The sequence below is a fragment of the Rhizobium sp. 10N427 genome (assembly GCF_056394605.1).
Genome location: NZ_JBFTID010000010.1, coordinates 49,841 through 73,364, shown reverse-complemented (window position 1 = coordinate 73,364; position 23,524 = coordinate 49,841). Strand labels below are relative to the sequence as shown.

21 protein-coding genes are annotated in these 23,524 nt (G+C 61.9%); 11 read left to right on the top strand and 10 right to left on the bottom strand.

Annotation, left to right across the window (positions count from 1 at the left end; genetic code table 11):
- Positions 1-57: 57 nt before the first annotated feature.
- Complete coding sequence (locus AC1DIJ_RS20530; RefSeq protein ID WP_112385594.1) at positions 58-849, bottom strand: creatininase family protein; 792 nt, start codon at positions 847-849, stop codon at positions 58-60.
- Positions 850-921: 72 nt separating this feature from the next.
- Here AC1DIJ_RS20530 and AC1DIJ_RS20525 point away from each other — a divergent pair, with 72 nt between their 5' ends.
- The 3 genes from AC1DIJ_RS20525 to AC1DIJ_RS20515 all read left to right on the top strand — a co-directional run bounded on the left by AC1DIJ_RS20525 (position 922) and on the right by AC1DIJ_RS20515 (position 3,554).
- Positions 922-1,434 carry a MarR family winged helix-turn-helix transcriptional regulator gene (locus AC1DIJ_RS20525; RefSeq protein ID WP_112385721.1) on the top strand — a complete coding sequence of 171 codons (513 nt, stop codon included), beginning with the start codon at positions 922-924 and terminating at the stop codon, positions 1,432-1,434.
- Positions 1,435-1,553: 119 nt separating this feature from the next.
- Entirely contained in the window at positions 1,554-2,576 is a 1,023-nt protein-coding gene (locus tag AC1DIJ_RS20520; RefSeq protein WP_112385593.1) for a LacI family DNA-binding transcriptional regulator, read from the top strand.
- 15 nt (positions 2,577-2,591) lie between these two features.
- Complete coding sequence (locus AC1DIJ_RS20515) at positions 2,592-3,554, top strand: 2-hydroxyacid dehydrogenase (protein ID WP_112385592.1); 963 nt, start codon at positions 2,592-2,594, stop codon at positions 3,552-3,554.
- Here the strand turns inward: AC1DIJ_RS20515 and AC1DIJ_RS20510 are convergent.
- On the bottom strand, positions 3,551-4,321 hold the full coding sequence (locus AC1DIJ_RS20510) for a gamma-glutamyl-gamma-aminobutyrate hydrolase family protein (protein WP_112385591.1): 771 nt from the start codon (positions 4,319-4,321) through the stop codon (positions 3,551-3,553). The two genes, AC1DIJ_RS20515 and AC1DIJ_RS20510, sit on opposite strands and share 4 nt — an antisense overlap.
- A 293-nt stretch (positions 4,322-4,614) precedes the next feature.
- On the opposite strand from AC1DIJ_RS20510, the gene AC1DIJ_RS20505 reads away from it, so the two are divergent.
- The gene (locus AC1DIJ_RS20505) at positions 4,615-5,721 is read left to right on the top strand and encodes a TRAP transporter substrate-binding protein (protein ID WP_112385590.1); all 1,107 of its coding nucleotides are present in this window, start codon (positions 4,615-4,617) and stop codon (positions 5,719-5,721) included.
- Positions 5,722-5,935: 214 nt separating this feature from the next.
- Here the strand turns inward: AC1DIJ_RS20505 and AC1DIJ_RS20500 are convergent, their stop codons facing one another.
- The gene (locus AC1DIJ_RS20500) at positions 5,936-7,474 is read right to left on the bottom strand and encodes a TRAP transporter large permease (protein WP_112385589.1); all 1,539 of its coding nucleotides are present in this window, start codon (positions 7,472-7,474) and stop codon (positions 5,936-5,938) included.
- Between the two features lie 21 nt (positions 7,475-7,495).
- Positions 7,496-8,035 (bottom strand): TRAP transporter small permease subunit, encoded by a 540-nt coding sequence (locus AC1DIJ_RS20495; RefSeq protein ID WP_112385588.1) that lies wholly within the window; start codon positions 8,033-8,035, stop codon positions 7,496-7,498.
- 321 nt (positions 8,036-8,356) lie between these two features.
- Here AC1DIJ_RS20495 and AC1DIJ_RS20490 point away from each other — a divergent pair, with 321 nt between their 5' ends.
- The 6 genes from AC1DIJ_RS20490 to AC1DIJ_RS20465 all read left to right on the top strand — a co-directional run bounded on the left by AC1DIJ_RS20490 (position 8,357) and on the right by AC1DIJ_RS20465 (position 15,001).
- On the top strand, positions 8,357-10,654 hold the full coding sequence (locus AC1DIJ_RS20490) for an EAL domain-containing protein (protein WP_112385587.1): 2,298 nt from the start codon (positions 8,357-8,359) through the stop codon (positions 10,652-10,654).
- 143 nt (positions 10,655-10,797) lie between these two features.
- The gene (locus AC1DIJ_RS20485; protein ID WP_112385586.1) at positions 10,798-11,550 is read left to right on the top strand and encodes an N-acyl amino acid synthase FeeM domain-containing protein; all 753 of its coding nucleotides are present in this window, start codon (positions 10,798-10,800) and stop codon (positions 11,548-11,550) included.
- A gap of 178 nt (positions 11,551-11,728) precedes the next feature.
- Positions 11,729-11,953, top strand: coding sequence for an aa3-type cytochrome c oxidase subunit IV (locus tag AC1DIJ_RS20480; RefSeq protein WP_112385585.1), 225 nt, complete (start codon positions 11,729-11,731; stop codon positions 11,951-11,953).
- A gap of 96 nt (positions 11,954-12,049) precedes the next feature.
- Positions 12,050-13,198: a Re/Si-specific NAD(P)(+) transhydrogenase subunit alpha gene (locus tag AC1DIJ_RS20475; protein ID WP_112385584.1), complete on the top strand. Its 1,149-nt coding sequence runs from the start codon at positions 12,050-12,052 to the stop codon at positions 13,196-13,198.
- Entirely contained in the window at positions 13,198-13,596 is a 399-nt protein-coding gene (locus AC1DIJ_RS20470; protein WP_112385583.1) for a proton-translocating transhydrogenase family protein, read from the top strand. Before AC1DIJ_RS20475 ends, AC1DIJ_RS20470 begins: the two co-directional genes overlap by 1 nt.
- Positions 13,597-13,606: 10 nt before the next feature.
- Positions 13,607-15,001, top strand: coding sequence for an NAD(P)(+) transhydrogenase (Re/Si-specific) subunit beta (locus tag AC1DIJ_RS20465; RefSeq protein ID WP_112385582.1), 1,395 nt, complete (start codon positions 13,607-13,609; stop codon positions 14,999-15,001).
- A gap of 116 nt (positions 15,002-15,117) precedes the next feature.
- Here the strand turns inward: AC1DIJ_RS20465 and AC1DIJ_RS20460 are convergent, their stop codons facing one another.
- The 5 genes from AC1DIJ_RS20460 to rpsU form a co-directional block, all read right to left on the bottom strand.
- Entirely contained in the window at positions 15,118-15,600 is a 483-nt protein-coding gene (locus AC1DIJ_RS20460; protein ID WP_112385581.1) for a DUF992 domain-containing protein, read from the bottom strand.
- A gap of 62 nt (positions 15,601-15,662) precedes the next feature.
- Positions 15,663-17,321, bottom strand: coding sequence for a sensor histidine kinase (locus tag AC1DIJ_RS20455; RefSeq protein ID WP_112385580.1), 1,659 nt, complete (start codon positions 17,319-17,321; stop codon positions 15,663-15,665).
- A gap of 209 nt (positions 17,322-17,530) precedes the next feature.
- Entirely contained in the window at positions 17,531-18,595 is a 1,065-nt protein-coding gene (locus AC1DIJ_RS20450) for an FAD-dependent oxidoreductase (protein WP_112385579.1), read from the bottom strand.
- A gap of 24 nt (positions 18,596-18,619) precedes the next feature.
- Positions 18,620-19,492 carry a tetratricopeptide repeat protein gene (locus tag AC1DIJ_RS20445; protein WP_112385578.1) on the bottom strand — a complete coding sequence of 291 codons (873 nt, stop codon included), beginning with the start codon at positions 19,490-19,492 and terminating at the stop codon, positions 18,620-18,622.
- 137 nt (positions 19,493-19,629) lie between these two features.
- Entirely contained in the window at positions 19,630-19,842 is a 213-nt protein-coding gene (gene rpsU / locus AC1DIJ_RS20440) for a 30S ribosomal protein S21 (RefSeq protein WP_003585885.1), read from the bottom strand.
- Positions 19,843-20,120: 278 nt separating this feature from the next.
- On the opposite strand from rpsU, the gene AC1DIJ_RS20435 reads away from it, so the two are divergent.
- Complete coding sequence (locus AC1DIJ_RS20435; protein ID WP_112385720.1) at positions 20,121-22,292, top strand: adenylate/guanylate cyclase domain-containing protein; 2,172 nt, start codon at positions 20,121-20,123, stop codon at positions 22,290-22,292.
- Between the two features lie 2 nt (positions 22,293-22,294).
- Here the strand turns inward: AC1DIJ_RS20435 and AC1DIJ_RS20430 are convergent, their stop codons facing one another.
- On the bottom strand, positions 22,295-23,350 hold the full coding sequence (locus AC1DIJ_RS20430) for a FecR domain-containing protein (protein WP_112385577.1): 1,056 nt from the start codon (positions 23,348-23,350) through the stop codon (positions 22,295-22,297).
- Positions 23,351-23,524 lie beyond the last annotated feature (174 nt).

The following is a 23,524-nucleotide window of genomic DNA, read 5'->3' as shown; positions in this document are numbered from 1 at the left end:
GCGGCAGTTCAAAGGGTTTTATAATGTTATAAGATCACATTCTGCCGCTCTAGCGCCTTAGCCGAGTTCGGATGCGTCGAAGGCATCGATATCCCGCAGCAGCTCGATCAGGCCTTTGACGGAGTGGGCGATCAGTGCCTCGCCTTTTTCTGCCGTCGCGGCCGAAGCATTGCCCGCCACGCCTTTCGCGCTGAGATCGGACATCTTCCAGCCGAAAGCGTGCGGACCATAGGCGCGCAGATGCTTGAAACGTTCTGCGAATTCGCTTTGCCGCGACGGGAAATCGGCCGCTTTCTGCATCTTCACCTTGTCGGGGTAAAGCGCCAGCATAACCGATGTTTCGATATCGCCGCCATGAATGTCGATCGCCTTCGCCTCCGGCGCAATCACGCCATCGGGCACGCCGAAACGTGTCCAGCTGGTTGCCACCGTCAGCATGTTGAAGTGGACGCGGGCTTCGGTCGACACGATCGTCGTCAGCGGTGAGTTGCCGCCATGGGCGTTGAGCAGAACCAGCTTGCGGATGCCGAGATCATGCAACATCCCCGATATGCCGAGCCAGCGATGGATCGCCTCGCCATAGGTCAGCGTCTTCGTGCCCTCGACATCCATATGCTCGATCGAATAGCCGATCGGCTCTGCCGGAAGAAAGGTCACGGGCAGGCCCGCTGGCAGCGCCGTTTTCAGGCGTTCGACAATGCCCTCGGCGATCAGGGTATCAGTGTCGAAAGGCAGATGCGGGCCGTGCTGCTCATGGGCGCCGAGGGGCAACACGGCAATCCAGCCCTTTCTTTCGTCAGGCGTGAGCGACGGATCGTTTTCCGCGAAGTTTAGAGAGGGGACTGTCATGCGGTTTCAATGCCCCTTGTTTATGACGTGAAGCTGCGCAATGTCATAATGCAGAAGATCAAAGGGATGGCGATGGGCAAGAAGCACAAAGACGGTAAGAAAAACAAGTCCAAGAAGAAGGACCAGACCGAATATACGCTTGCTGATCTCTCGCCCGCCCTGACGCAGGCGGCGCGCTCGATGCGCACCGTGCTGTCCCGCAATCTGCTGGAGAGCGGTCTCTATGCCGGACAAGACGGCGTCATTCTGTCGCTTTCGGAAACGGATGGCATGACCGCCGGCGGGCTTGCCCAGCGCCTCGGCGTCAAGGCGCCGACGATGACGCGGACGATCGGGCGCATGGAGGCGCAGGGTTTTGTCGAACGCAAGCCGGATGCCGAGGACGCGCGTCTGACCAAGGTCTATCTGACGGAACTCGGCCGCGGCAGCGTCCAGTCGATCGAGACCGCCGCATCGCGTTGCGATGGGATGGCGACGCAGGCCTTTTCCGACAAGGAGATCCGCAATCTCGTACGGCTGCTGAAGGCGATCGACAGTAATCTGCAGGCCGAAGCCGCGCATTTCGAAGAGCCGGACGAAAACTGAGATCCATTGAAATTTAGGTTTGCCTCCCTGCGTTTAATCTTTTAATTAAATATTTTAAGGAGCGCGCCTACCCGTTCGCACAAGCGCTCCATATCTAGCGCGTTGCCTGGGGAGGATGCGTGGCTCAGAAGATCAAGCTTTCGACGATTGCCGAGACACTCGGTATTTCAACGGCAACCGTCTCTCTCGCCTTACGCGATAGCCCGCTTGTTGCGGGCAGCACCCGGGACAAGATCAAGGAACAGGCGCGAGCGCTCGGCTATATCTACAACCGCCGCGCCGCCAGCCTTCGCACCTCGCGATCGGGCATCATCGGTGTTGTCGTCCACGATATCATGAACCCGTTCTACGGGGAAATCCTGAAGGCGATCGAAAGCGAGCTCGACCGCAGCCGCCACACCTTCATTCTCTCCAATCACTATGACTCGGTAGAGAAGCAGCGCACCTTCATCGAGACGCTGCTGCAGCTTGGCGGCGATGGCGTCATCATGTCGCCGGCGATCGGCACGCCGCCCGAAGACCTGCAGCTGACCGAGGACAACGGCATGCCGGCGATCCTCGTTGCCCGTTCGATGGATGTGATGGACCTGCCGACCTATCGCGGCGACGACAGCTACGGCATCTCGCTTGCCACCAACCATCTGATCGGCCTTGGTCATCGTTCGATCGCGATGATCGGCGGCACGGACCAGACCTCGACCGGCCGCGACCGCTACCAGGGCTATGTCAACGCGCTGCGCAAGGCAGGGATCGAGGTCGATCCGAACCTGCGCATTCCAGGCCCGCGTTCGAAGCAGGGTGGCTTCGAAGCCGCCGTCCACTTCCTGTCGCTGCCGCAGAAGCCGACTGCTGCCGTCTGCTGGAACGACCTCGTCGCCATCGGCCTGATGAACGGCATCGCCCGCGCCGGCCTCGTGCCCGGCGGCGACATCTCGGTAACCGGCTACGATGATCTCGAGGAAGCATCGATTGCAACACCGGCGCTGACCACCGTCTGGAACGGCCAGGCCGAAGTCGGCCGGCTTGCGGCGCGCGCGCTGCTTGACCGTCTTGCCGGCAGCCACGAACCCGATGGCATCCATCTCATCAAGCCTGAGATGCGGATCCGCCAGTCGACCAGCCCCTACAGACCCCGCACGTAATCAAGAGGAAAAGCCATGTCCCGCATCGCCATTCTCGTTCCCGGGAAGATACACGAACGCGTTCCTGCCAGGCTGCGGGAGCATTTCGAGCTGATCACGGCCGAACGCGATGCGCATGGCGCGCTCGCGATCGATGCGGAGACGGCGGCGCGCATTCGCGGTGTGGCGGTATCGGGTTTGATCAAGGCTGAAGACATCGACCGGCTGCCTGCGGTCGAGGTGATCTCGAGCTTCGGCGTCGGCTATGATGGCGTCGATGTGAAGCACGCGGCGTCGAAGAATATCGTCGTGACCAACACGCCCGACGTGCTGAACGACGAAGTTGCCGATACGGCGCTGGCGCTGCTGCTCAACACCGCCCGCGAATTCCCGCGTGCCGAAAACTGGCTGCGCGACGGCAACTGGAAGCCCGGCGTGAACTATCCGCTATCGCGCTTTTCGCTGAAAGGCCGGCATGTCGGCATGTTCGGCCTTGGCCGCATCGGCCAGGAGATTGCCGCGCGGCTCGAGCCGTTCAAGGTCAAGATCAGCTACCATACACGTACGCGCAACCCCGACGTCGCCTATGATTATTACCCGTCGCTGAAGGAGCTGGCGTCTGCCGTCGATACGCTGATCGCCATCGTTCCGAAGACGCCTTCGACGCACAAGATCATTGATGCCGACATCCTTTCAGCGCTTGGGCCCGACGGGATCTTCATCAATGTCGGCCGCGGCTGGAGTGTGGATGAGGCGGCGCTGATCTCGGCGCTGAAGAACGGCACGATCGGCGCAGCCGGGCTCGATGTCTTCTACGACGAGCCGAATGTGCCGGCAGGACTGATCGCGCTGCCGAATACCGTGCTGCTGCCGCATCTGGCCTCGGGTTCGGTGCCGACGCGCAACGCCATGGCTGATCTGGTGGCCGACAACCTGATCAACTGGTTCCAGAAAGGTGCGCCGTTGACGCCGGTGCCGGAAACGCCCGTCAAATCCTAGGCGATTGCCTTTGAGGCGGTCCGCGCGGCGACATAGTCGCGCACCGCATCGCCGAAGGCCGCGAAGATCTGGTTCGAGGGCTTGTCGGTTTCGGCCCAATATTCCGGATGCCACTGAACGCCGACGGCAAAGGCCTTGGCATCGATGACGGAGACGGCTTCGACCGTGCCGTCTTCGGCCAATGCCTCGACCTGTAGCCGCGGCGCCGTCTTGGCGATCGCCTGGCGGTGCAGCGAGTTCACCTGAACCTCGCCGGAACCGATGATCCCTGCGATGCAGGAGCCTTCCTTGACGAAGACGCTCTGGCGGATCGCGTACATGCCGTCGCGATCGACGCCGTCTGGCTTGCGGTGATCCCAGATGCCCGGCTGTTCCTGGATCTCGCTGGCGAGAGAGCCGCCGAGCGCGACGTTCAGTTCCTGGATGCCGCGGCAGATGGCCAGCAGCGGGATGCCGCGGTCGATGGCGCGGCGGATCAGCGGCAGGCTGGTGGCATCGCGCGCCGGGTCGAACGGACCGTCGCTGTCTCTCGCCTCTGCGCCATAGAGCGAGGGGTGAACGTTGCTCGCCGAGCCGGAAACCAGCACGCCATCGACACGGTCGAGCACGGCGTCGATATCATAGCCCTTCTCGAAAGCCGGAACGATCAGCGACATCACGCCGGCTGCGTTCAGTGCGGCGCGGACATATTGATGCTGGGCGGCGTGCCAGACGGCGCCATCGAGAGTTCGGATGTCGGCGGGAACGGCAACGATCGGCTTGGTCATGGTCTGTCCGGAAAATCTCTTGGTTATGCCTATTTGAGAGCCGAGAACGGCTTCAAAGTCAACTTCTCGGCGCAATGGCTTGCCAAATTGGGGCAGTGGCCGATATCGGCCGCGAAGAATAGGCTAAACTGCTGATTTTGATGGAAAGGCCGGTCACGCCGCATTGCTGCCGTGATGCCAAAGTCTCATAGACTAAAGCTTGAAACGCGAACGGCTGCATGCTTAGCTCGGCGCCATTGCGACGGGTAGGGAAGAGTTTAGCCGCGCATTGCCATCTATACGGGAGGTTTTTGATGGATCGTCGTTCATTTATCAAGAAGGCGGGTGCTACGGGGGCAGGCGCCGTCGCGGCTGGCGCATTGGCAGCACCGGCGATCGCGCAGGAAAATCCGAAAATCTCCTGGCGCATGACGTCTTCGTTTCCAAAGAGCCTGGATACGATCTTCGGCGGTGCCGATGATGTCGCCAAGCATGTTGCCGCTGCAACGGATGGCAACTTCCAGATCCAGACCTTTGCCGCGGCCGAAATCGTCCCGGCGCTCGAAGCGGCCGATGCTGTCAGCTCCGGCACGGTCGAAGCGGCGCATACCTGCTCCTATTATTTCGTCGGCAAGGACCCGACCTACGCCATCGGCACGGCGATCCCCTTCGGTCTCAACGGCCGTCTGACCAATGCCTGGTATTATGAAGGCAACGGCAACACGCTGATGAACGAGTTCTACGCGACGCAGGGCATCTACGCGCTGCCCGCCGGCAATACCGGCGCCCAGATGGGCGGCTGGTTCCGCAAGGAAATCAACACGCTCGATGACCTCAAGGGCATCAAGATGCGTATCGCCGGCATCGCTGGTCAGGTGATGTCGAAGGTCGGCGTCATCCCGCAGCAGATCGGCGGCGGCGACATCTATCCGGCGCTGGAAAAGGGCACGATCGATGCGGCCGAATTCGTCGGTCCCTATGACGATCTGAAGCTCGGCCTGCATAAGGTTGCCAAGTATTACTACTATCCGGGTTGGTGGGAAGGCGGTCCGACGGTCCACGCCTTCTTCAATCTCGAAAAGTGGAACAGCCTGCCGAAGCACTATCAGGCAGCACTGACCGATGCCTGCGCCTACGCCAACACCAACATGATGGCGAAGTACGACATGAAGAACCCGGGCTCGCTGAAACAGCTCGTCGCCGAAGGCGCGACGCTGCGTCCGTTCAGCCAGGAAATCATGGAAGCCTGCTTCCAGGCGTCGATGGACCTCTACAAGGACCTGTCGTCGAAGAACCAGTATTTCAAGAAGATCTATGAAGATCAGGCCGCGTTCAAGCGTGATGCCTATCTGTGGATGCAGCTCTCGGAATACACCTTCGACACGTTCATGATGATCCAGCAGCGCGCCGGCAAGCTGTAAGCTTTCGGGCCTCGAAGTCGAATAAAGTAAGCCCCGGATGCAAGTCCGGGGTTTTTCTGTTTTGACATACATTCCGCGCGTCATCCTCGGCCTTGTGCCGAGGATCTGCTGTGCTCACCAATATGCGACGGTAGATCCTCGGGACAGGCCCGAGGATGACGGCGATGGTCGCAGCCAGACAAAAAAAGCCCCGGATTTCGCCGGGGCTTTTTGCTTACTTGATGACCGGCGGTTGGCTGAGGTCGGGCTGCGCCGGTGCTGCCGGGGCAGGGACTGCTGGCGGTTGGCCGGGGGTGCCCAGTGGCGGCAGGGTGAGGCCCGGGATTTGCGGCGATGCGCCACCGGGAGCGTCCATCGGCGGCAGGCCGAGCTGGCCGCCGAAGCCGGGCACTTCGATCTTGATGGTGTTCGGGTCGACCTGCGGACCTTTGTCCAGCCAGTAGGTGACCGACTGCGGCCAGAAGATAATGATCGCCACCAGGATCAGCTGCATGCCGACCCAGGGGATCGCGCCCATGTAGATGTCCTTGGTCTTCACGTCCCTGCTGGCGATCGAGCGCAGATAGAAGAGCGCGAAGCCGAAGGGCGGGTGCATGAAGCTCGTCTGCATGTTGACGCAGATCAAGACGCCGAACCAGATCAGGTCGATGCCGAGGCTGTGGGCCACCGGCGCCAGCATCGGGATGACGATGAAGGCGATCTCGAAGAAATCCAGGAAGAAGGCGAGGATGAAGATGAAGATGTTGACGAAGATCAGGAAGCCGACGGGGCCGCCCGGGATGCCCGACAGCATGTGCTCGATCCAGCGCGAGCCGTCCATGCCCTGGAAGACGAGGCTGAAGCATGTCGAGCCGATCAGGATCATCACCACCATCGAGGTGATATGCATGGTCGAGGTCATGGCTTCGCGGATCAATGGCCAGGTCAGCCGGCGGTGCAGGGCGGCAAGGGCGATGGCACCGACGACGCCGAGGGCGCCTGCTTCGGTTGGGGTCGCGAGGCCCATGAAGATGGTGCCGAGCACCAGGAAGATCAGCACGATCGACGGGATCATGCCCCAGAGAACGGTGGCGAGCAGCTTCCAGTCGAAGTCGCCACGCACTTCCTTCGGCAGCGGCGGCATCGACTTCGGATTGATGATCGACACGATCAGGATGTAGCCGACGAAGATCGCCACCTGCAGGATCGAGGGGCCGATGGCGCCGAGATACATGTCACCGACCGAGCGGCCGAGCTGGTCGGCGAGGACGACGAGAACCAGTGAGGGCGGAATGACCTGGGTGATCGTTCCCGATGCGGCGATGACGCCGGTCGCAAGCCGCGGGCTGTAGCCGTAGCGCAGCATGATCGGCAGCGAGATGACGCCCATGGTGATGACGGAAGCCGCGACCGTGCCGGTGATGGCGCCAAGCACGGCGCCGACCAGAATGACGGCATAGGCAAGACCGCCCGGGATGGCGCCGAACAGCTTGCCGGTACCCTCAAGCAGGTCTTCCGCCAGCCCGCATCGCTCGAGCACGGCGCCCATCAGCGTGAAGAACGGAATGGCAAGCAGCAGGTCATTGGAGACGATGCCGAAGAAGCGCAGCGGCAGCGCCTGCAGAAACACTTCGCTGAAATGGCCGGTGATGATGCCGATGATGCCAAAAAACAGGCCGACAGCGGCCAGCGAGAAGGCGACCGGAAAGCCATAGAGCATGAAAATGATCATGCCGACGAACATGGCGGGCGGAATGATACCGTAATCGAACACGTGCTTTCTCCCCCGGATGTCTTACTGCAGCGGCTTTTCGTATTTCGTGTCGATCTGGATGCTGCCGGCGAGTGCCGCGATCCTCTTGATCAGCTCCGAAATGCCCTGAAGGCTGAGAAGCGTGAAGCCGGCAAACAGCATGAACTTCACCGGCCAGCGGATCAGGCCGCCCGCATTGGCGGAGACTTCGCCCTGTTGGAACGAATGCATGAAATAGGGCCAGCAAAGAATGGAAAGGAAGATGCAGGCCGGGATCAGGAAGACGATGAGGCCGATGATATCGATCCAGAGCCGCGCGCGATCCGAGACCGAGCCGTAGATTAGATCGACGCGCACATGCTCGTTGTTCCGCAGCGTGTGGGCGGCGCCGAGCACGACGACATAGGCGAAGAGATACCATTGGATCTCCAGCCAGCCATTCGAGCTGTAATTGAACGTGTAGCGGACGATGGCATTGCCTGCGCTGATCAGGCAGCAGAAGAGCACCATGTAGTCTGCAATCTTGCCGATGACTTGGCTGAATCGATCGATCAGCCGGCTGACACTCAACAGAGCCGCCATCTCTTCTCCCCGTATTGCCTTTGCGGCAAGTTCTCCTCGTTGGAATTTGTGTAAACGAGGGTTCCCTAAAATGAAAGATGAAATGGCCCGTCTAGGAGTTTAGTCGTAGGCGCCATGGTTGTGGCCGCTGAGGGCTCGCCGGTATGCGGCCGATGCTGGCCCTAATATAAGTCAAGAATAATGCATCTCCCGGATGTGTATTCGCACTCCGTTTTTGAAATACGCCCCGGAGTTTTAGAAAAACCAGCCAAATACATAGGGTTCATGCAATCAAATTTTAAAGGGTTCTGAGTATCGTGCCCGCGCACAGGGAAAATATGGATGAAGCCACATAACCCGAACCGGGTCCCGAAGGATGTGTACCTGTCGTTCGTGAGTTCCCTCTTCGGGAACCGCATGACGCTTGTGGCCGGTGTCGTGGTTCATGCTGTCGCTTTCGCCGCAGTGGCGGCAAAAGCCGATGCCCCGCTCTATTATCTGCTGGCGCTCGCATTTCTCATCATTTTCGCCGGACGCATGTTCAGCTTCCGCCAGTTCGACAAGCTGGACAAGCAATCGCTGACCCGTGCCGATATCGAGCGCTGGGAGACGATCTACGTCGCCGGAGCGACCTCGACTGCCGCCATTCTCGGCATCGGCAGCGGCTACGCCATTTTCATCCTCAAGGAGCCTTTCGCCGAACTCGCGTGTATCGCCGTGACGATGGCGTCGATGGTATCGGTGGTCGGGCGCAACTATGGTTCGCAGCGGGCGATCGACCTGCAAACGCTTGCCTGTTGCCTGCCGATGATCATCTGCAGCCTGATGGCGCTGGATTTCTACCGTGCTATCCTGTCGGCCTTCCTGATTCCTTTCGGCCTGACGACGCGGGCGATGGCAAACGGGGTGCGCGAGTTTCTCTATGAAAATGTCATCGCCCACCGGCAGATCTCGCTGATCGCCGACCGCTTCGATACGGCGCTGAACAACATGCCGCACGGGCTTGTGATGGTCGACCCGTCGAACCGGATCCAGGTGATCAACCGCAAGGCCTGTGAGCTCCTGAAGATCGGCGACCCTGAAAGACTGAAGGATCGGGATCTCGGTGCGGTGCTGCGCTATGGCGCCCGCTACAGTTTCATGGATTCCTCGCAGCCCGATCTCATTCTGCGCCAGCTATCGCAGGTGGCGGAAGGGAGCATGTCGCGAGTGCTGATCCACTTACCCGAGGACCTGTCGCTGGAATTCTCTGCCAAGCGCCGGGTCGATGGCGGCGCGGTGCTGATCTTCGAGGATGTGTCGAGGAGAGTGAAGGCGGAGCAGAAAATCCTGCACATGGTTCGCTTCGATGCGTTGAGCGGCCTGCCGAACCGCGAATATTTCGGCCAGCTCGTCCAGGATTATCTTGGCCGCCATCCGCGCCGCAAAGGCCCGCTCGGCTTCATGGTCATCGATATCGACGAGTTCAAGCATGTCAACGACATGCGCGGCCACATCACTGGCGATAAGCTGCTCTGTGCCATCGCCGAACGGGTGAAGGAGAAGGCCGGAAGCGCTATCGTCGGGCGCTTGATGGGCGACCAGTTCGTGATCTTCTTCCCGCATGCCAAGAGCCGCGACTCGCTCGAAGGCGAAATGCGGGGCGTGCATGCCGCAATCCAGGGCCACTACGAGGCCGACGAGGTGACTTTCCTCATCTCGCTCAGCGCCGGTTACGCGGTGTTGGAAGGCAATGCGTTCGCAATGGACGAATGGAGTATCAAGGCCGATCTGGCGCTGTTCGAGAGCAAGTCGCGTGGACGCGGCGGTATCGCAGGTTTCGAACACGAGATGGATGGCCGCTATGTCGAGCAGCAGAAGCTGAAGGCCGATCTTCGCGATGCCGTCGCGGCGGGCGCGTTGAACGCCGTCTACCAGCCGATGTACAAGACCGACGGAACGCGGATCGGATGCGCGGAGGCGCTGGCGCGCTGGGTGCATCCCGAACGGGGTTCGATCCCGCCCGATGTCTTTATCCGGCTTGCCGAGGAAATGGGCATCATCTCCGATATCACCCGCTTCATCCTGCTGCGCGCCTGTGCCGACTGCATGACCTGGCCGGAGCATATCGCCGTCTCCGTCAACCTTTCGGCGCGTGACCTGCGTGACAACGATATTCTCTCGCTGGTCTCCGAGGCGCTGTCGCGAACCGGTCTGCCACCCGCGCGCCTGCATCTGGAAGTGACCGAAAGCTGCCTGATCGACGAGCCGGCGGCGGTGCGCGCCATCCTTGCGGAACTGCGCTCGCGCGGCATCACCATCGCCATCGACGATTTCGGCACCGGATTCTCCAGCCTCAGCTATCTCGACACGCTGCCGCTCGATATCGTCAAGATCGACCGTTCCTTCGTGCGCAACATCGTTCAGGATACCCGCAGGCTGAAACTGCTGCGTGGCACGGTCAATCTGGCGCGCGAGCTTGGTTTGAAGATCGTTGTCGAGGGTGTCGAGACGGCAGATCAGCTTGCCATCCTCAACAAGCAGCGCAGCGCCGATCTGATCCAGGGCTACGTCTTCTCGCAGCCTGTTCCATCGCAGAACATCGGCATTCTCTCCGCGAATCTGCGCCCCGCGTCCCGCCGCAAGACCGGCGCCGCCTGATTTCCCCTCAGAATTCAGGGGTATAGCGACCCTAACCGCGGCGGCCGTTAACCTTAACGATTCAAATGTGATTAACATTGTCTGCAATCATTGCGCGAGAACGGGCGGTATGCTTAATGATCCGTTAACAAGCGGTGGGCACGATGGCAGACGGTTTTTCGACGACCAGCGATTTCAGCAGGAAGCTGATGGAAATACTCGACCATGTCGAATACCGGCGCATTGAAAGCACCGAGGACATGGAAGATGTGGAGCGCCTGCGCTTCCGGGCCTATAAGGCGCGCGAAGTGCTGCCGGTCGCGGCCACCACGCTGATCGATGATGTCGATTTCGACCGTCAGGCCTATGTTTTCGGGCTGTATTATTATGAAGAACTGGTCAGCACGATCCGCATTCATCACGTGACGCCCGATCATCGCGTGTCGCAGTCGGGCGGCATCTTTCCTGGCGAAATGGATGCCTTTCTCGATGCCGGAATGACGCTGATCGATCCGGCCCGGTTCGCGGCCGATCCCGAAGCGGCGGCCGAGCTTCCCTGGCTGCCTTATCTGACGCTGCGCCCGAATATCGTTGCCGCTGCGCATTTCCGCGCCGACCGTGTATTGCAGCATGTGCGTCCGGCCCATGCTGCCTTCTACAAGCGGGTTTTCTACGCCGATACCGTCGTCGCGTCGCGGATGGCCGATATCTACGGCTTCGACCTGACGCTGATGGCAACCAATGTGCTCGAAGTCGGACGGAAGCTGCTGACGCGCTATCCGTTCTTTATGTCGAGCGCCAGCGAGCAGCGCATGATGTTCGGCCGGGTCGCGGATCAGGGGCCGCCGGCGCTGACCATCATCCCAACGGCGCGCTTCGTGCCCGAGGGCGAGCTTGGCACTGATCTGCCGCTCTGAGGCTATGGCGCAAGAAAGCCGTTTCCGCGTACTGCATGCGGCATTGTCATGCATTGCGCTTTCCCGAAGCTTTGTGTAAGCCCTGAGCAGGGATTGATCCGCTGCAAGCGCTGCTGATCATGGCATTCAGGCGGTCTGCCTCACTGTGCGGACCGGGCATTTGAGGGAGACGATATTCATGGCCGAACATCACACCGGACCCGTCGAAGTTGGCGCGCCGATGGACTACAAGGAACATGAGGCCACTTACAATACGTTCATCGCTGCCGCAAAGTACGGCACGATGTTCCTCGTCGCCCTGCTGCTCGGTATGACGGCTGGTTTCTTCACCGGTGGCGGCCTGCTCGGCGGCATTCTGGTTTTCCTTATCATTCTCGTCGCCGGTCTGGTCCTGCTGCGTTGATCGCGGCAGGGAGGGGCGATTTTCCAAAGATTTTCTGACGCTTGGCCATAAGCGGGGAGACCCGCGGCGGTCTGGCTGACCCGGAGGAGGGGGCAGTTGGGCACTATCGTATTCGTCGCGCGTGAAGCGGCGGACTTGGAGACGCGCGTATCTGCGTCACCCGAGACCGTCAAGAAGATGAAGGGCCTCGGCTTCGACGTGATCGTCGAGGCGGGGGCGGGTGGTTTGTCGCGTATTCCGGACGGGGAATTCGAGGCTGCCGGTGCCAGGATCGGCACGGCTGCCGATGCCGCTTCGGCCGACGTTGTCCTGAAGGTGCGCCGCCCGGCTGCGGCCGAGATTGCCGGATACAAGAGCGGTGCTGTCGTCATCGCCATCATGGATCCCTACGGCAATGACGAAGCGGTTGCCGGGATGGCAAGTGCCGGTCTCTCCGCCTTCGCCATGGAACTGATGCCGCGCATCACCCGCGCCCAGTCGATGGACGTTCTCTCATCCCAGGCCAATCTCGCCGGTTATCAGGCGGTCATCGAGGCGGCTGCGGTCTATGACCGTGCCATGCCGATGATGATGACGGCTGCAGGCACGGTGCCGGCCGCCAAGGTCTTCGTCATGGGCGCCGGTGTTGCCGGTCTGCAGGCGATCGCCACCGCGCGCCGTCTGGGTGCCGCGGTTTCGGCCACCGACGTTCGCCCGGCCGCCAAGGAACAGGTCGCCTCGCTCGGCGCCAAGTTCATCGCCGTCGAGGACGACGAGTTCAAGGCTGCTGAGACGGCTGGTGGTTACGCCAAGGAAATGTCGAAAGACTATCAGGCGAAGCAGGCAGCACTGGTTGCCGAGCATATCGCCAAGCAGGACATCGTCATCACCACGGCGCTGATTCCCGGCCGTCCGGCACCGCGTCTCGTGACGCGCGAGATGCTGAAGGCGATGAAGCCCGGCGCCATCGCCGTCGATCTCGCGGTCGAACGCGGCGGCAATATCGAGGGTGCTGTGGCCGATCAGGTGGCCGAGGTCGAGGGCGTCAAGGTCATCGGCTATGCCAATATGCCGGGCCGTGTCGCGGCCAGCGCTTCGGCGCTCTATGCCAAGAACCTCCTGACGTTCCTGGAGACCATGGTCAACAAGGACACGAAGACGGTGGTCATCAATCTCGACGACGAGCTGATCAAGGCGACGATGCTGACCTATGCAGGCGATGTCGTGCATCCGGCATTCGGCGGCGCCAAGAAGGGGGATAACTGATGGCCAGTGAAGCAATGGACAAGGCCCTCGAGCAGCTCGACCAGGCCGTCACGGCGGTGGCAACGGCTGCCGCGCATGCCCCCGAAGTCGCCAGTGCTGCGACAGGCGGGGCGATCGATCCCTTCGTCTTCCAGCTGGCGATCTTCGTGCTGGCGATCTTCGTCGGCTACTACGTCGTCTGGTCGGTGACGCCGGCGCTGCACACGCCGCTGATGGCGGTGACCAACGCCATCTCCTCGGTCATCGTCGTCGGCGCACTGCTCGCGGTCGGCATCTCGGCCAGCGGTCTGGCAACCGGTTTCGGCTTTGTCGCGCTGGTTCTCGTCTCGGTCAATATCTTCGGCGGCTTCCTCGTCACGCAGCGCATGCTGGCGATGTACCGCAAGAAGGACAAGTGAGGCCGGACGCATGACCAATATCGCAGCTTTCCTCTACCTCGTCTCCGGCGTGCTGTTCATCCTGGCGCTCCGCGGTCTTTCCCATCCGGCCACCAGCCGCAAGGGCAATCTCTACGGCATGATCGGCATGGGGATCGCCATCCTCACGACGCTGGTGCTGGCCACACCGTCCTTCATCGGCTTCGTCCTGATCGTGCTCGGTCTGGCGATCGGCGGGGGCGCAGGTGCTTATATCGCCCGCGTCATTCCGATGACCTCGATGCCGCAGCTGGTTGCAGGCTTCCACTCGCTGGTCGGCCTTGCCGCCGTGCTCGTCGCAGCATCGGCGCTCTATACGCCGCTCTCCTTCGGCATCGGCGATATCGGCTCGATCCATGCCGAAGCGCGTGTCGAGATGGCGATCGGTGCGGCCATCGGCGCGCTGACCTTCACCGGCTCGATCATCGCCTTCCTGAAGCTCGACGGGCGGATGTCCGGCAAGCCGATCATGCTGCCATTCCGCCACGTTATCAACGCCGCTCTGCTGGTGCTGATTGTCTTCTTCATCATCGGCCTTGCCGTCACCGAAAGCCATTTCGACTTCTGGGCGATCATCGTGCTGGCGCTGGCGCTCGGCGTGCTGCTGATCGTTCCGATCGGCGGCGCCGACATGCCCGTCGTCGTCTCGATGCTCAATTCCTATTCGGGCTGGGCGGCGGCCGGCATCGGCTTCACGCTCGGCAATCTAGCGCTGATCATCACCGGCGCGCTGGTCGGCTCGTCGGGTGCGATCCTCTCCTACATCATGTGCAAGGGCATGAACCGATCCTTCATCTCGGTCATTCTCGGCGGCTTCGGCGGCGAGACATCGAGCGGTGCGGCCGACAATTCCGACAAGACGGTCAAGCTCGGCTCGGCCGAGGATGCCGCCTATCTGATGGCCAATGCCTCGAAGGTGATCATCGTGCCGGGCTACGGCATGGCGGTGGCACAGGCCCAGCATGCGCTGCGCGAACTGGCCGACAATCTCAAGAAGGCCGGTGTCGAGGTGAAGTACGCGATCCATCCGGTCGCGGGCCGCATGCCCGGCCATATGAACGTGCTGCTTGCCGAAGCCAATGTTCCCTATGACGAGGTCTTCGAGCTCGAGGACATCAATTCGGAATTCGCCCAGGCCGACGTTGCCTATGTCATCGGCGCCAACGACGTCACCAACCCGGCGGCGCGCGACGACAAGACCTCGCCGATCTACGGCATGCCGATCCTCGACGTCGACAAGGCCAAGACCTGCATCTTCGTCAAGCGCTCGCTCGGCTCCGGCTATGCCGGCATCGACAACACGCTGTTCTACAAGGACGGCACGATGATGCTGCTCGGCGATGCCAAGAAGGTCACCGAAGAGATCAACAAGTCCATCGGGCATTGATTGATTTGAACGTGACTATACGGAAAGAGCCCGGTTTCGCCGGGCTCTTTGCTTTTCTGGCGCAGGCACAGAAAAGGCCCGCCGGAGCAGGCCTTTTCCTCGCGCTGAACCCGTGATCAGGTCGCAGCGGGCGCCAGCGTCATTTTCTCCACGCCGACAGCGAGGTTCAGGCCTTCCTGGGCCTGGACATTGAGCGGCTGCAGCATGAAGGATTGGTTTGTGCCGCCGGCAATCACCTTGGCGCCGGCCCCAGCGCCGAAGCTGGCATCGGCGCCGACGCCGTAATATTCGCCGGCAAGCGCGAATTGCGGGAAGTCGGTGCCGGTCTTGGCGAGCACCTGCCAGATCATCACGCTCTTGCCGGTCTGGCCGATATCGATGCCGTATTTTTCGATCTTGCCTGCGTAGACGGCCTTCGCGCCGCCGCCTGCCGGCGTGTAGGTGCAGATCAGGTTCTTCTCGGACTTGATGATGAGACCCTGACCGCCGTCCGAGCCGCAGACGAGGCGCCCGAGGCTGACATAGTCGGCAGCTGCCGCCGGTGTGGCGCAGGCTGCAGCGGTCAGCGCGGCGGCTGCGATCATCGTTTGCTTGAACATGGTCCTTCTCCTTTGAATGACCTGTTCGAAACGGGCGGCGCTTTTTATTGTTCCCGCCGGCTCTAATCGCGGGCCAGCGTGCTGCGCGTTGCCGTCAGCACCCAGAGCAGGCCTTCCGCCAGGTAATCGACCTGAACGGTGCCGCGGAAGGCAGCTGCCGCATGCATCTTGATAACCGTCGTGCCGAATCCGGAGCGCTCCGGCACTTTCACCGCCGGTCCGCTCAGTTCCCGCCAGATGAACCGCAGCATCGGTTCCGTCTGGTTTTCCACTTCGACCTCCTCCCAGGAGAAGGTCACGCGTCCCTCGGGGATCGACAATGCGCCGTATTTCACCGAGTTGGTCGCCAGCTCATGCAGCGTCAGGCCGAGATTCTGGACGGCTTCGGGCTTCAGCATGAAGTCCTTGCCGACGATCTCGATCTGCTCGACGGCCTGCGGAAAGGCGTCGAGATGGATATCCACCACCCGCCGCAGCGAGGCGCCGGCCCATTGTTCGCTGGTAAGGAGCTCGATCGACCGCACAAGGCCATCCAGCCGCTCGGCAACGGCTGCCTGAAAACCCTCGACGCTGTCGGCCTGCTTCGCAAGCTGGCGCATCATCGCCTGGGCGAGCGTCAGCAGGTTCTTGGTGCGATGAACCAGTTCGTTCATCACGAAATGCAGCCGGTCCTCGGTCTGGCTGCGATCGAAGGAGGCGTTGGACAGCGCGACGGCCACCTGGTTGGCCTCGACGACGCTGGTATCGATCGGCGCGACGATGTGGCCCTCGCCCATGCGGTTTGCCATCTCGGCGATATCGCGGATTGTCGTGCGCACCTGACGGGCCACGGCATAGGCGGCGAAAACGGCGACGGCGAGGAGGGCAATGCCGCCGATGATCAGAAAGCGCCAGGTCGTCAGGATGGATGCCTGTGCTGTGGAGATCGGCCCCCAGATTACCGTCTTCCATGACCAGCCGGGGATCTGCGCGTAGCCGAGCAACTGGTCGGGCAGGATCTTGCGGTCCTCGAAGACGCCGCGGGACGCGATGAGCGAAGGCAGGATGCGAGGATCGAAGGCGGTGCCTGGTTCGATGGCGAAGGGCCCGCCCGAGGCGACGACGTGCCCGGACTGGTCGATGACGGCTGCCGACCATCCGGCCGCAAGGCCTTCCGGCTGCAGCATCTTCGCCAGGTCCTTGGCGTTCTGGGTGATGATCAGCGCCGCTGCGTTGCCGGTCTGGACCGGCATGGTGACGTTATAGACCCACTCGCCGCTGGTGCTGCCCTGGAAAACGTTGGAGGCCTCGATCCGGCCGCTATCCATGGCGTATTTGAGCGCCGTGAGATTGCTCATCTTGCCGAGCTGCGTGCCAAAATCGCGGCGGGTATTCAGCAGCTGCTGGCCGTCCTTGTCGGTGGCGATGACATAAAGCGTATCGCCGCGCAGCGCCGTTTCGGTGCGCTGGTGGAATGATGCGTAGTCGCTGTGCTCAAGCTCCGGCGAGGTGGCGAGCAGGCGGAGCGTGGTGGCCATATCCTGCAATTGCCGGTCGACGGAGCGGGAGAGGGCGAGCGCATCCTGCGCCGTCTCGCGGCGCAGCGTGTCGCGCTGGTTGTCCTCGAGCTGCAGCAGCAGAAGCGTCACGAACGCGAAGATCGGCACGGCGATGGCGACGGCCATCGCAACCAGGTAGGTTCCGATCGTGGCCTTTGGAAACATGCGGGAACGCAGGCTCATCGGCAGGCTCTTCCACCTAGCCGGCACACACGGAATCCGGAACTTTTTCCAACAGATAGGAAAGCAGAAAACTGCATTACCGCCATCGCCCTGAACGCGTTCTGATTCCCGATAGCCTGCTATCGATGCAGGGTCATGTTAGGGGGTGGGGGATGGGGTTGCAACCTCCTAAATGAAGGTGACGGCTTTGTCGCATTTCGTACCAACGCTCACGCAAAACGCGCCAGGCGGAACGGTTCAAGGTCGCTTTCGGTCTCGCCGGTGAAAATTTCGCTTGCTGCCAGCAGCCCGGCAAGCGGTGCCAAGGTCACGCCCGAATGCATGACGGCCACGTAGAGCCCCGGGCAGCCGCCGTTGCCGATGATCGGAAAACCATCCTTTGGCGTCGGGCGGTAGCCGACGGTGAAGAATTCCATGGTCAGGTTTTCGCTGCCGGCGAGATTGGCTTTCACCTTGGCGAACAATGCGGCAGCGGTCGCCTTGTGGTCTGCGCCGGGCTCGCTGCCGCCGAAGTCGCTGCCGGCGATGATGCGGCCCTCGGCGGTCTGGCGTATGTGGAGCTCGGGCGCGATGACCAGGCCGTTCAGGCGCTTTTCGAATGGCCGGGAATGAACGATCAATCCTGCAGGTGCATCGACCGGCAGCGTGATGCCCGCCGAAGCCGCGATCGGGACAGCGCCTGCTCCGGCGGCTAGAACCACGTGGTCGGCCTCGACGATCCCTGCAGATGTGACGACGCCGGCAATGCCTTCACCACGTCTCAGGAGACCGCGGACGGCGGCCGTGACGAATTTTGCGCCGCGCGCCCCGGCATCAGCCAGCATCAGGCGGGCGGCCGCGACCGGCTCGACGGCGCCTTCTTCGGCAATATGGAGCGCGGTCTCGGGCACCTGTGTCAGTAAGGGTTCGCGCGCGGCGATCCCGGCTTTGCCGATTCGCTCGATGCCATAGCCCCACTGCATATGCTGGGTCTCATAGGCGCGCAGCTCGTCTTCAGGCAGATCCCAGCATATGCCGCCACACCAGGCAAGCGGCAGGCCGGGTAGTTCGGTGGCCAGACGCTTCCACTCTGTCATCGAGCGGCGGCGGAAGCGGAAATAGAATTCGGGATTGCCCCAGCTGGCATTGATCCAGGCGAAGGAATTGGGTGTTGCAACACCGCCGGTGTCTTCGGCGATCACGGTGACGTCGGCGCCGTCGCGGGTGAGATGCCAGGCAATGGAGGCGCCGATGATGCCGGCACCGGCGACGATCACATGCTGTTTCGCCGCCATGGTGCCGTCTCCGATGCTTCAGGATCAGCCGTTGCTGCTGGGAGCGCCGAGCCGGGCCATGCCGTCTCGCGCCGGCTGGTATTTCGGGTCGAGGCCGACAGCGTGGCGATAGCTGCGCATCGCCTTGTCCTTGTCGCCGCGGCGTTCGTAGACCAACGCTTGATTGGCCCAGGATTCGGCAACATTGCCGTTGAGCTCGATCGCGTGGTTGAAATCGGCAAACGCGTTATCGTCGTCGTTCAGCGCGATATAGGAGATACCGCGGCCGTTATACGGCTCCGGTGAATTCGGCGAAAGCGAGATCGCCTTCGAGAAGTCGTCGATCGCCTTGTCCTGCTGATTGCGCTTCTGGAAGATCAGGCCGCGATTGTGATAGGCGCGCCCGTCGGTGGTGCCGAGCTGGATCGCCTTCGAGAAGTCGTTGAAAGCCGGATCGTCCTGGCCTGCCTGGCGGTAGACATTGCCGCGGCCGATATAGGCGACGTCGTAATTCGGGTTGATCTGCAGGGCGGCATTGTAGTCGCCGATCGCCTGCTGCTGCTGGCCCATGTTGCGATAGACAAGCGCGCGGTTGGCATAGGCCTGGAAGAAGCGCGGGTTGATCTGCAGGGCCGTGTTGAAGTCGTTCAGCGCAGCCTTGAACTGGCCGGCGCGGCCATAGGCCGAACCACGGACGTTGTAGCCTTCCGGATCGCGCGGATTGGCGTTGATGACCGAAGTCAACGAGGCGATGTTCCCTTCCGAGCCCTGGGCCTTGTCGATGCGGATAACGGCATCGGAGGTGTTTTCGGTCTGGCAGCCGGCAAGGCCGACCGCGGCAAGAACCGCCAACATCGGCAGAAGCGGCGCCTTGGGCGCGCGCAAGGACCGGGACGAAGAGAACAAGAAATCAGCCATTCGTGCGCTTTCCCCATGCGTCATGTCCGAGGGCGAACGGACATGCGATCTTCAGCGGCAAATTAAAAAGGCGGCGGCGACACCAATCGCCCCCGCCAACATGCATCTGAAAACGTCGAAATAACGACGGACACGCCTTAGCGTGCAACCAGACCTTCGCGCTGTGCCCGCTTGCGAGCCAGCTTGCGAACGCGGCGAACGGCTTCTGCCTTTTCGCGAGCGCGCTTCTGCGACGGCTTTTCGTAGTAATCGCGCATCTTCATTTCGCGGAAAATACCTTCGCGCTGCATCTTCTTCTTGAGAGCGCGGAGAGCCTGGTCAACATTGTTATCGCGGACGAGTACCTGCACGAGAATCACGTTCCTTTGGTTTTGGTTGCGCCATGAGGCGACGCAGCGCCAGAGGCAAAAACATAACGTTCGCGCGGCGAGAGCCTTGCGATTGGTGATGCGGGATATCAGATCGCTTTCTGGAAGTCCAGCCGGGATGTGGACTGGTGTGGAAAAAATGGCGGATAGGGCCGCCAGCCGCACCGCCTACCCATCCATAAGGGCGAGTGGCCATTGATGCGAAAGCGTCGTAAATTCGCTGCCGCCGCGTGGCTCAATCTCAAGAGCGCTGCATGTTCATGACGCGTACGCAGCAAATCGGCGTTCTCATCGGTCTGTTGATCGTCGCGGCGCTGACGGCCCTTCGGGCGGGCGACCCTTCGCTGCTGCGGCAGGCGCGGGATGTCACTTTCGATGAGTATCAGCGGATCGCGCCGCGGCCATTCGAGCCGGTGCCTGTGCACGTGATCGATATCGACGAGGCGTCGCTCAAGGAGTTCGGGCAATGGCCCTGGCCGCGCGACCGGCTCGCGCATCTGGTCGAGCGTCTTTCCGAAATGGGTGCCGCCGCGATCGCTTTCGACATGCTGTTTGCCGAGCCGGACCGGCTTTCACCGCGGGCGATCGCCGCGGACGCCGAAGGCATCGACCCGGCCGTGATCGCGAAATTGCCCGACAACGACCAGATCTTCGCCGCTTCGATCGCTTCCAGGCCCGTCGTGCTCGGCTTCGGTCTCTCCAACGAAGGTGACTACCGTCCGCCGGTGAAGGCTGGTTTTGCCTTTACCGGTGAAGATCCGGCGGCGGCACTTCCGCATCTTGCGGCGGCAACGCCGCTTCGGCCGGGGCTGGAGAAGAATGCCGCCGGGATCGGCCACATCAGCCTCAATCCGGGCAATCCTTCGCCGGTGGTGAGGGCCGTCCCGCTGTTCCTCAGCGATGGCAGCCAGTTCTATCCCAATCTCGCCATGGAAGCGTTGCGGGTGGCGCAGGGCGCATCGACCTATGTGCTGGCCGGCGCTCCCGGGGTTGCCGGGGTGATGACCTCGGCGAAGATCGGTGATTTCGTCGTCCCGGTGACGGCCGCAGGCGAGCTCTGGCTTTACGTCACGTCCGACAGGGCAGAACGCTATATCTCCGCGCGGCTGATCCTCGATGGCACCGGGCCGCCGCCCGCCGTGGCCGAGGCGATCAACGGCAGCATTCTTTTCATCGGCACATCTGCTGCCGGCCTGCAGGATATCCGCACCACGGCACTCGGAGAAAATGTGCCGGGCGTCTCGCTGCATGCGCAGACGGTGGAGCAGATCCTCTCTGGTCACTTCCTGTCGCGGCCGGATTGGGCTGACGGGTTGGAGATCCTGGCGATCGCCATACTCGGGACGCTGCTGGTATTCATAACCACCTTCGTCAGCCCGGCCGTTGCGCTCGCCTGCGGGCTGGCGATCACGGCGCTGGCGCTGGTCGCGTCCTGGTTCTGCTTCTCGGCGCTCGGCCTGCTGCTTGATCCGCTGGCGCCGATTCTCGGCGGCTCGATCACGCATTTCGCGGCGACATCGTTCCGTATTCTCGTCATCGACCGGGAGAGGCGGGAGGTGCGCCGCGCCTTCGGTCATTATCTCTCGCCGTCGCTGCTTTATAGAATAGAACACACGCGTGATGCGCTGCGCCTCGGTGGCGACGACCGGGAGTTGACCGTGATGTTCGTCGATGTGCGCGACTTCACCGAGATCAGCGAGCGGCTTCCGCCGACCGCTGTAGTCCACTTTCTGAATACGCTGCTCGATGCCTTGAGCCACCACGTGATCGCAAACGAAGGCACGCTCGACAAGTTCATCGGCGATTCGATCATGGCCTTCTGGAATGCGCCCGTCGATGTGGCTGATCACGAGGCGAAGGCGGTGCGTGCAGCGCTGGCGATGCGCGAGACGCTGGCCCGGCTGAACGCCGACGATGCCTTCGGTTTCGGTCCGGATCAGAAAGTCGGGATAGGCATCGGCATCCACACCGGTGTCGCCTGCGTCGGCAACATGGGGGCGGAAACACGCTTCAACTATTCGGCCGTCGGCGACGCGGTCAATGTCGCGGCGCGTATCGAATCCTCCTGCAAGGAGGTCGGTTTCGACATTCTGATTTCGGAGGAAACCGCCAAGCGCCAGCGCGAGATGGCGCTGCTGGAGGCTGGCGCGGTGGGGCTGAAGGGGAAAAGCACGCGGACCGAACTCTTCGCCGTCGTCGGCGGCCCGACACTTGCCGGGTCGGCCGAGTTCACCGAATTGCGACTGCTGCATGCGGAACTGCTCTCGGCGTTGCGGAGCCGCTCGCCAGCGCTCCGGCGGATTGCTGGTGCCATCAGGCTGAAAGCCAGAGCCGTGTCGCCGCACCTGCCGGATTTTTATCGCAAGCTCGCCCGCCGTGCGGATCATTTCCGTGATGCGCCACCGGCTTCGCATACACGGCAGATCATCTAATCCTAACGGCCGCGGCTCCAGTTACCGCGATCCCTTCCGTCCCGGTTGCCGCCCCTGTCACCGCGATCGCCATCATGGTCGCGGGTACCGTGTCCGCGGCCGTGACCGTGATCATCTCCGCCATGATCGTGACCACCCGGGCTATCCGGGCTATCCGGTCGATCCGGTCTAGGTCTATCAGGTCTGTCTGGCCTATCAGGTCTGTCGGGTCTGTCCGGCCGGTGCGGTTTGTCAGGCTTGTCCGGTTTGTGGGGCCTATCCGGCTTGTCCGGCTTATGGGGCTTGTGAGGCTTATCCGGTTTTGACGGTTTCTCCGGTGGAACCGGCGGAGGCGGTGGCGGCGGCGCCAGGCGCGGAGCGGGGGGCACCGGGTCGCGCCGGTCCTGCAATGCGGCGCTCATGCCGCAGCTGGTGCCCAGCATGCCCGAGAGACGCTGACTGCCGGACAGAAACGGAAGGGCGCGATTGGTGCCGAGCGTCTGCAGCACGCTGCGATCGACATGCTTGACGTCGGTCATGCCGCCGCTGCGATCGGCGATCACGCAGTCGCAGCGCCGCGTCAGCTGCCGGCAGCCGCCGGGCCCGCAGAATTGCGCCGCGCCGTTCAGAAGCACGACGGCCGTCGTGCCATCCGGGCCGACGAAGAAATCGAAGGCGGTGCCCCTGACGCCGATCGTTCCGGCAGGGGTTAGGATCTGGTAGGCCGAGGACTTGGAGCTGCCGCTGATCCAGCGGAACGTGCCTTTTGCAGCCTTGATGCTGAGACGCTTCACGGAATCGCTGTCGTCGAAGACGTAGCGGTCGATGACGACCGATGAGCCCCAGCCGACAGCAAGCTTGGTTCCATCGCGGAAGACGAACTGCCCCAGGCCCGATTGCGAGGTGCGGATGCGATCGTCGCGATAGACGGCGGAGTTGACTTCGAGTGGCCCCTGTTCGCCGGTCACTGCGGTCTTGATCTCCACAGCTTCGCCCACGGCTTCCGCCGCCGCGGCCGTTACCGGGATCAATGACGCAAAACCGAGTGCCGCAATTGCGGCACATCGCAAAAACCACATGAAATATCCCTCACATATATGGATATTAGCATGTGCTTCGCCGCGCGGTCTGCCTGCCCTCTTGGGTTAACCCCAGGCAGGGACTGCATTTACGCGGAACTGGACGGTCTCAGGCGCGCGGCACGATCTCGCGCATGTCAAACAAAAGCCGTTCCACGTCGCAAAAGAAACGTT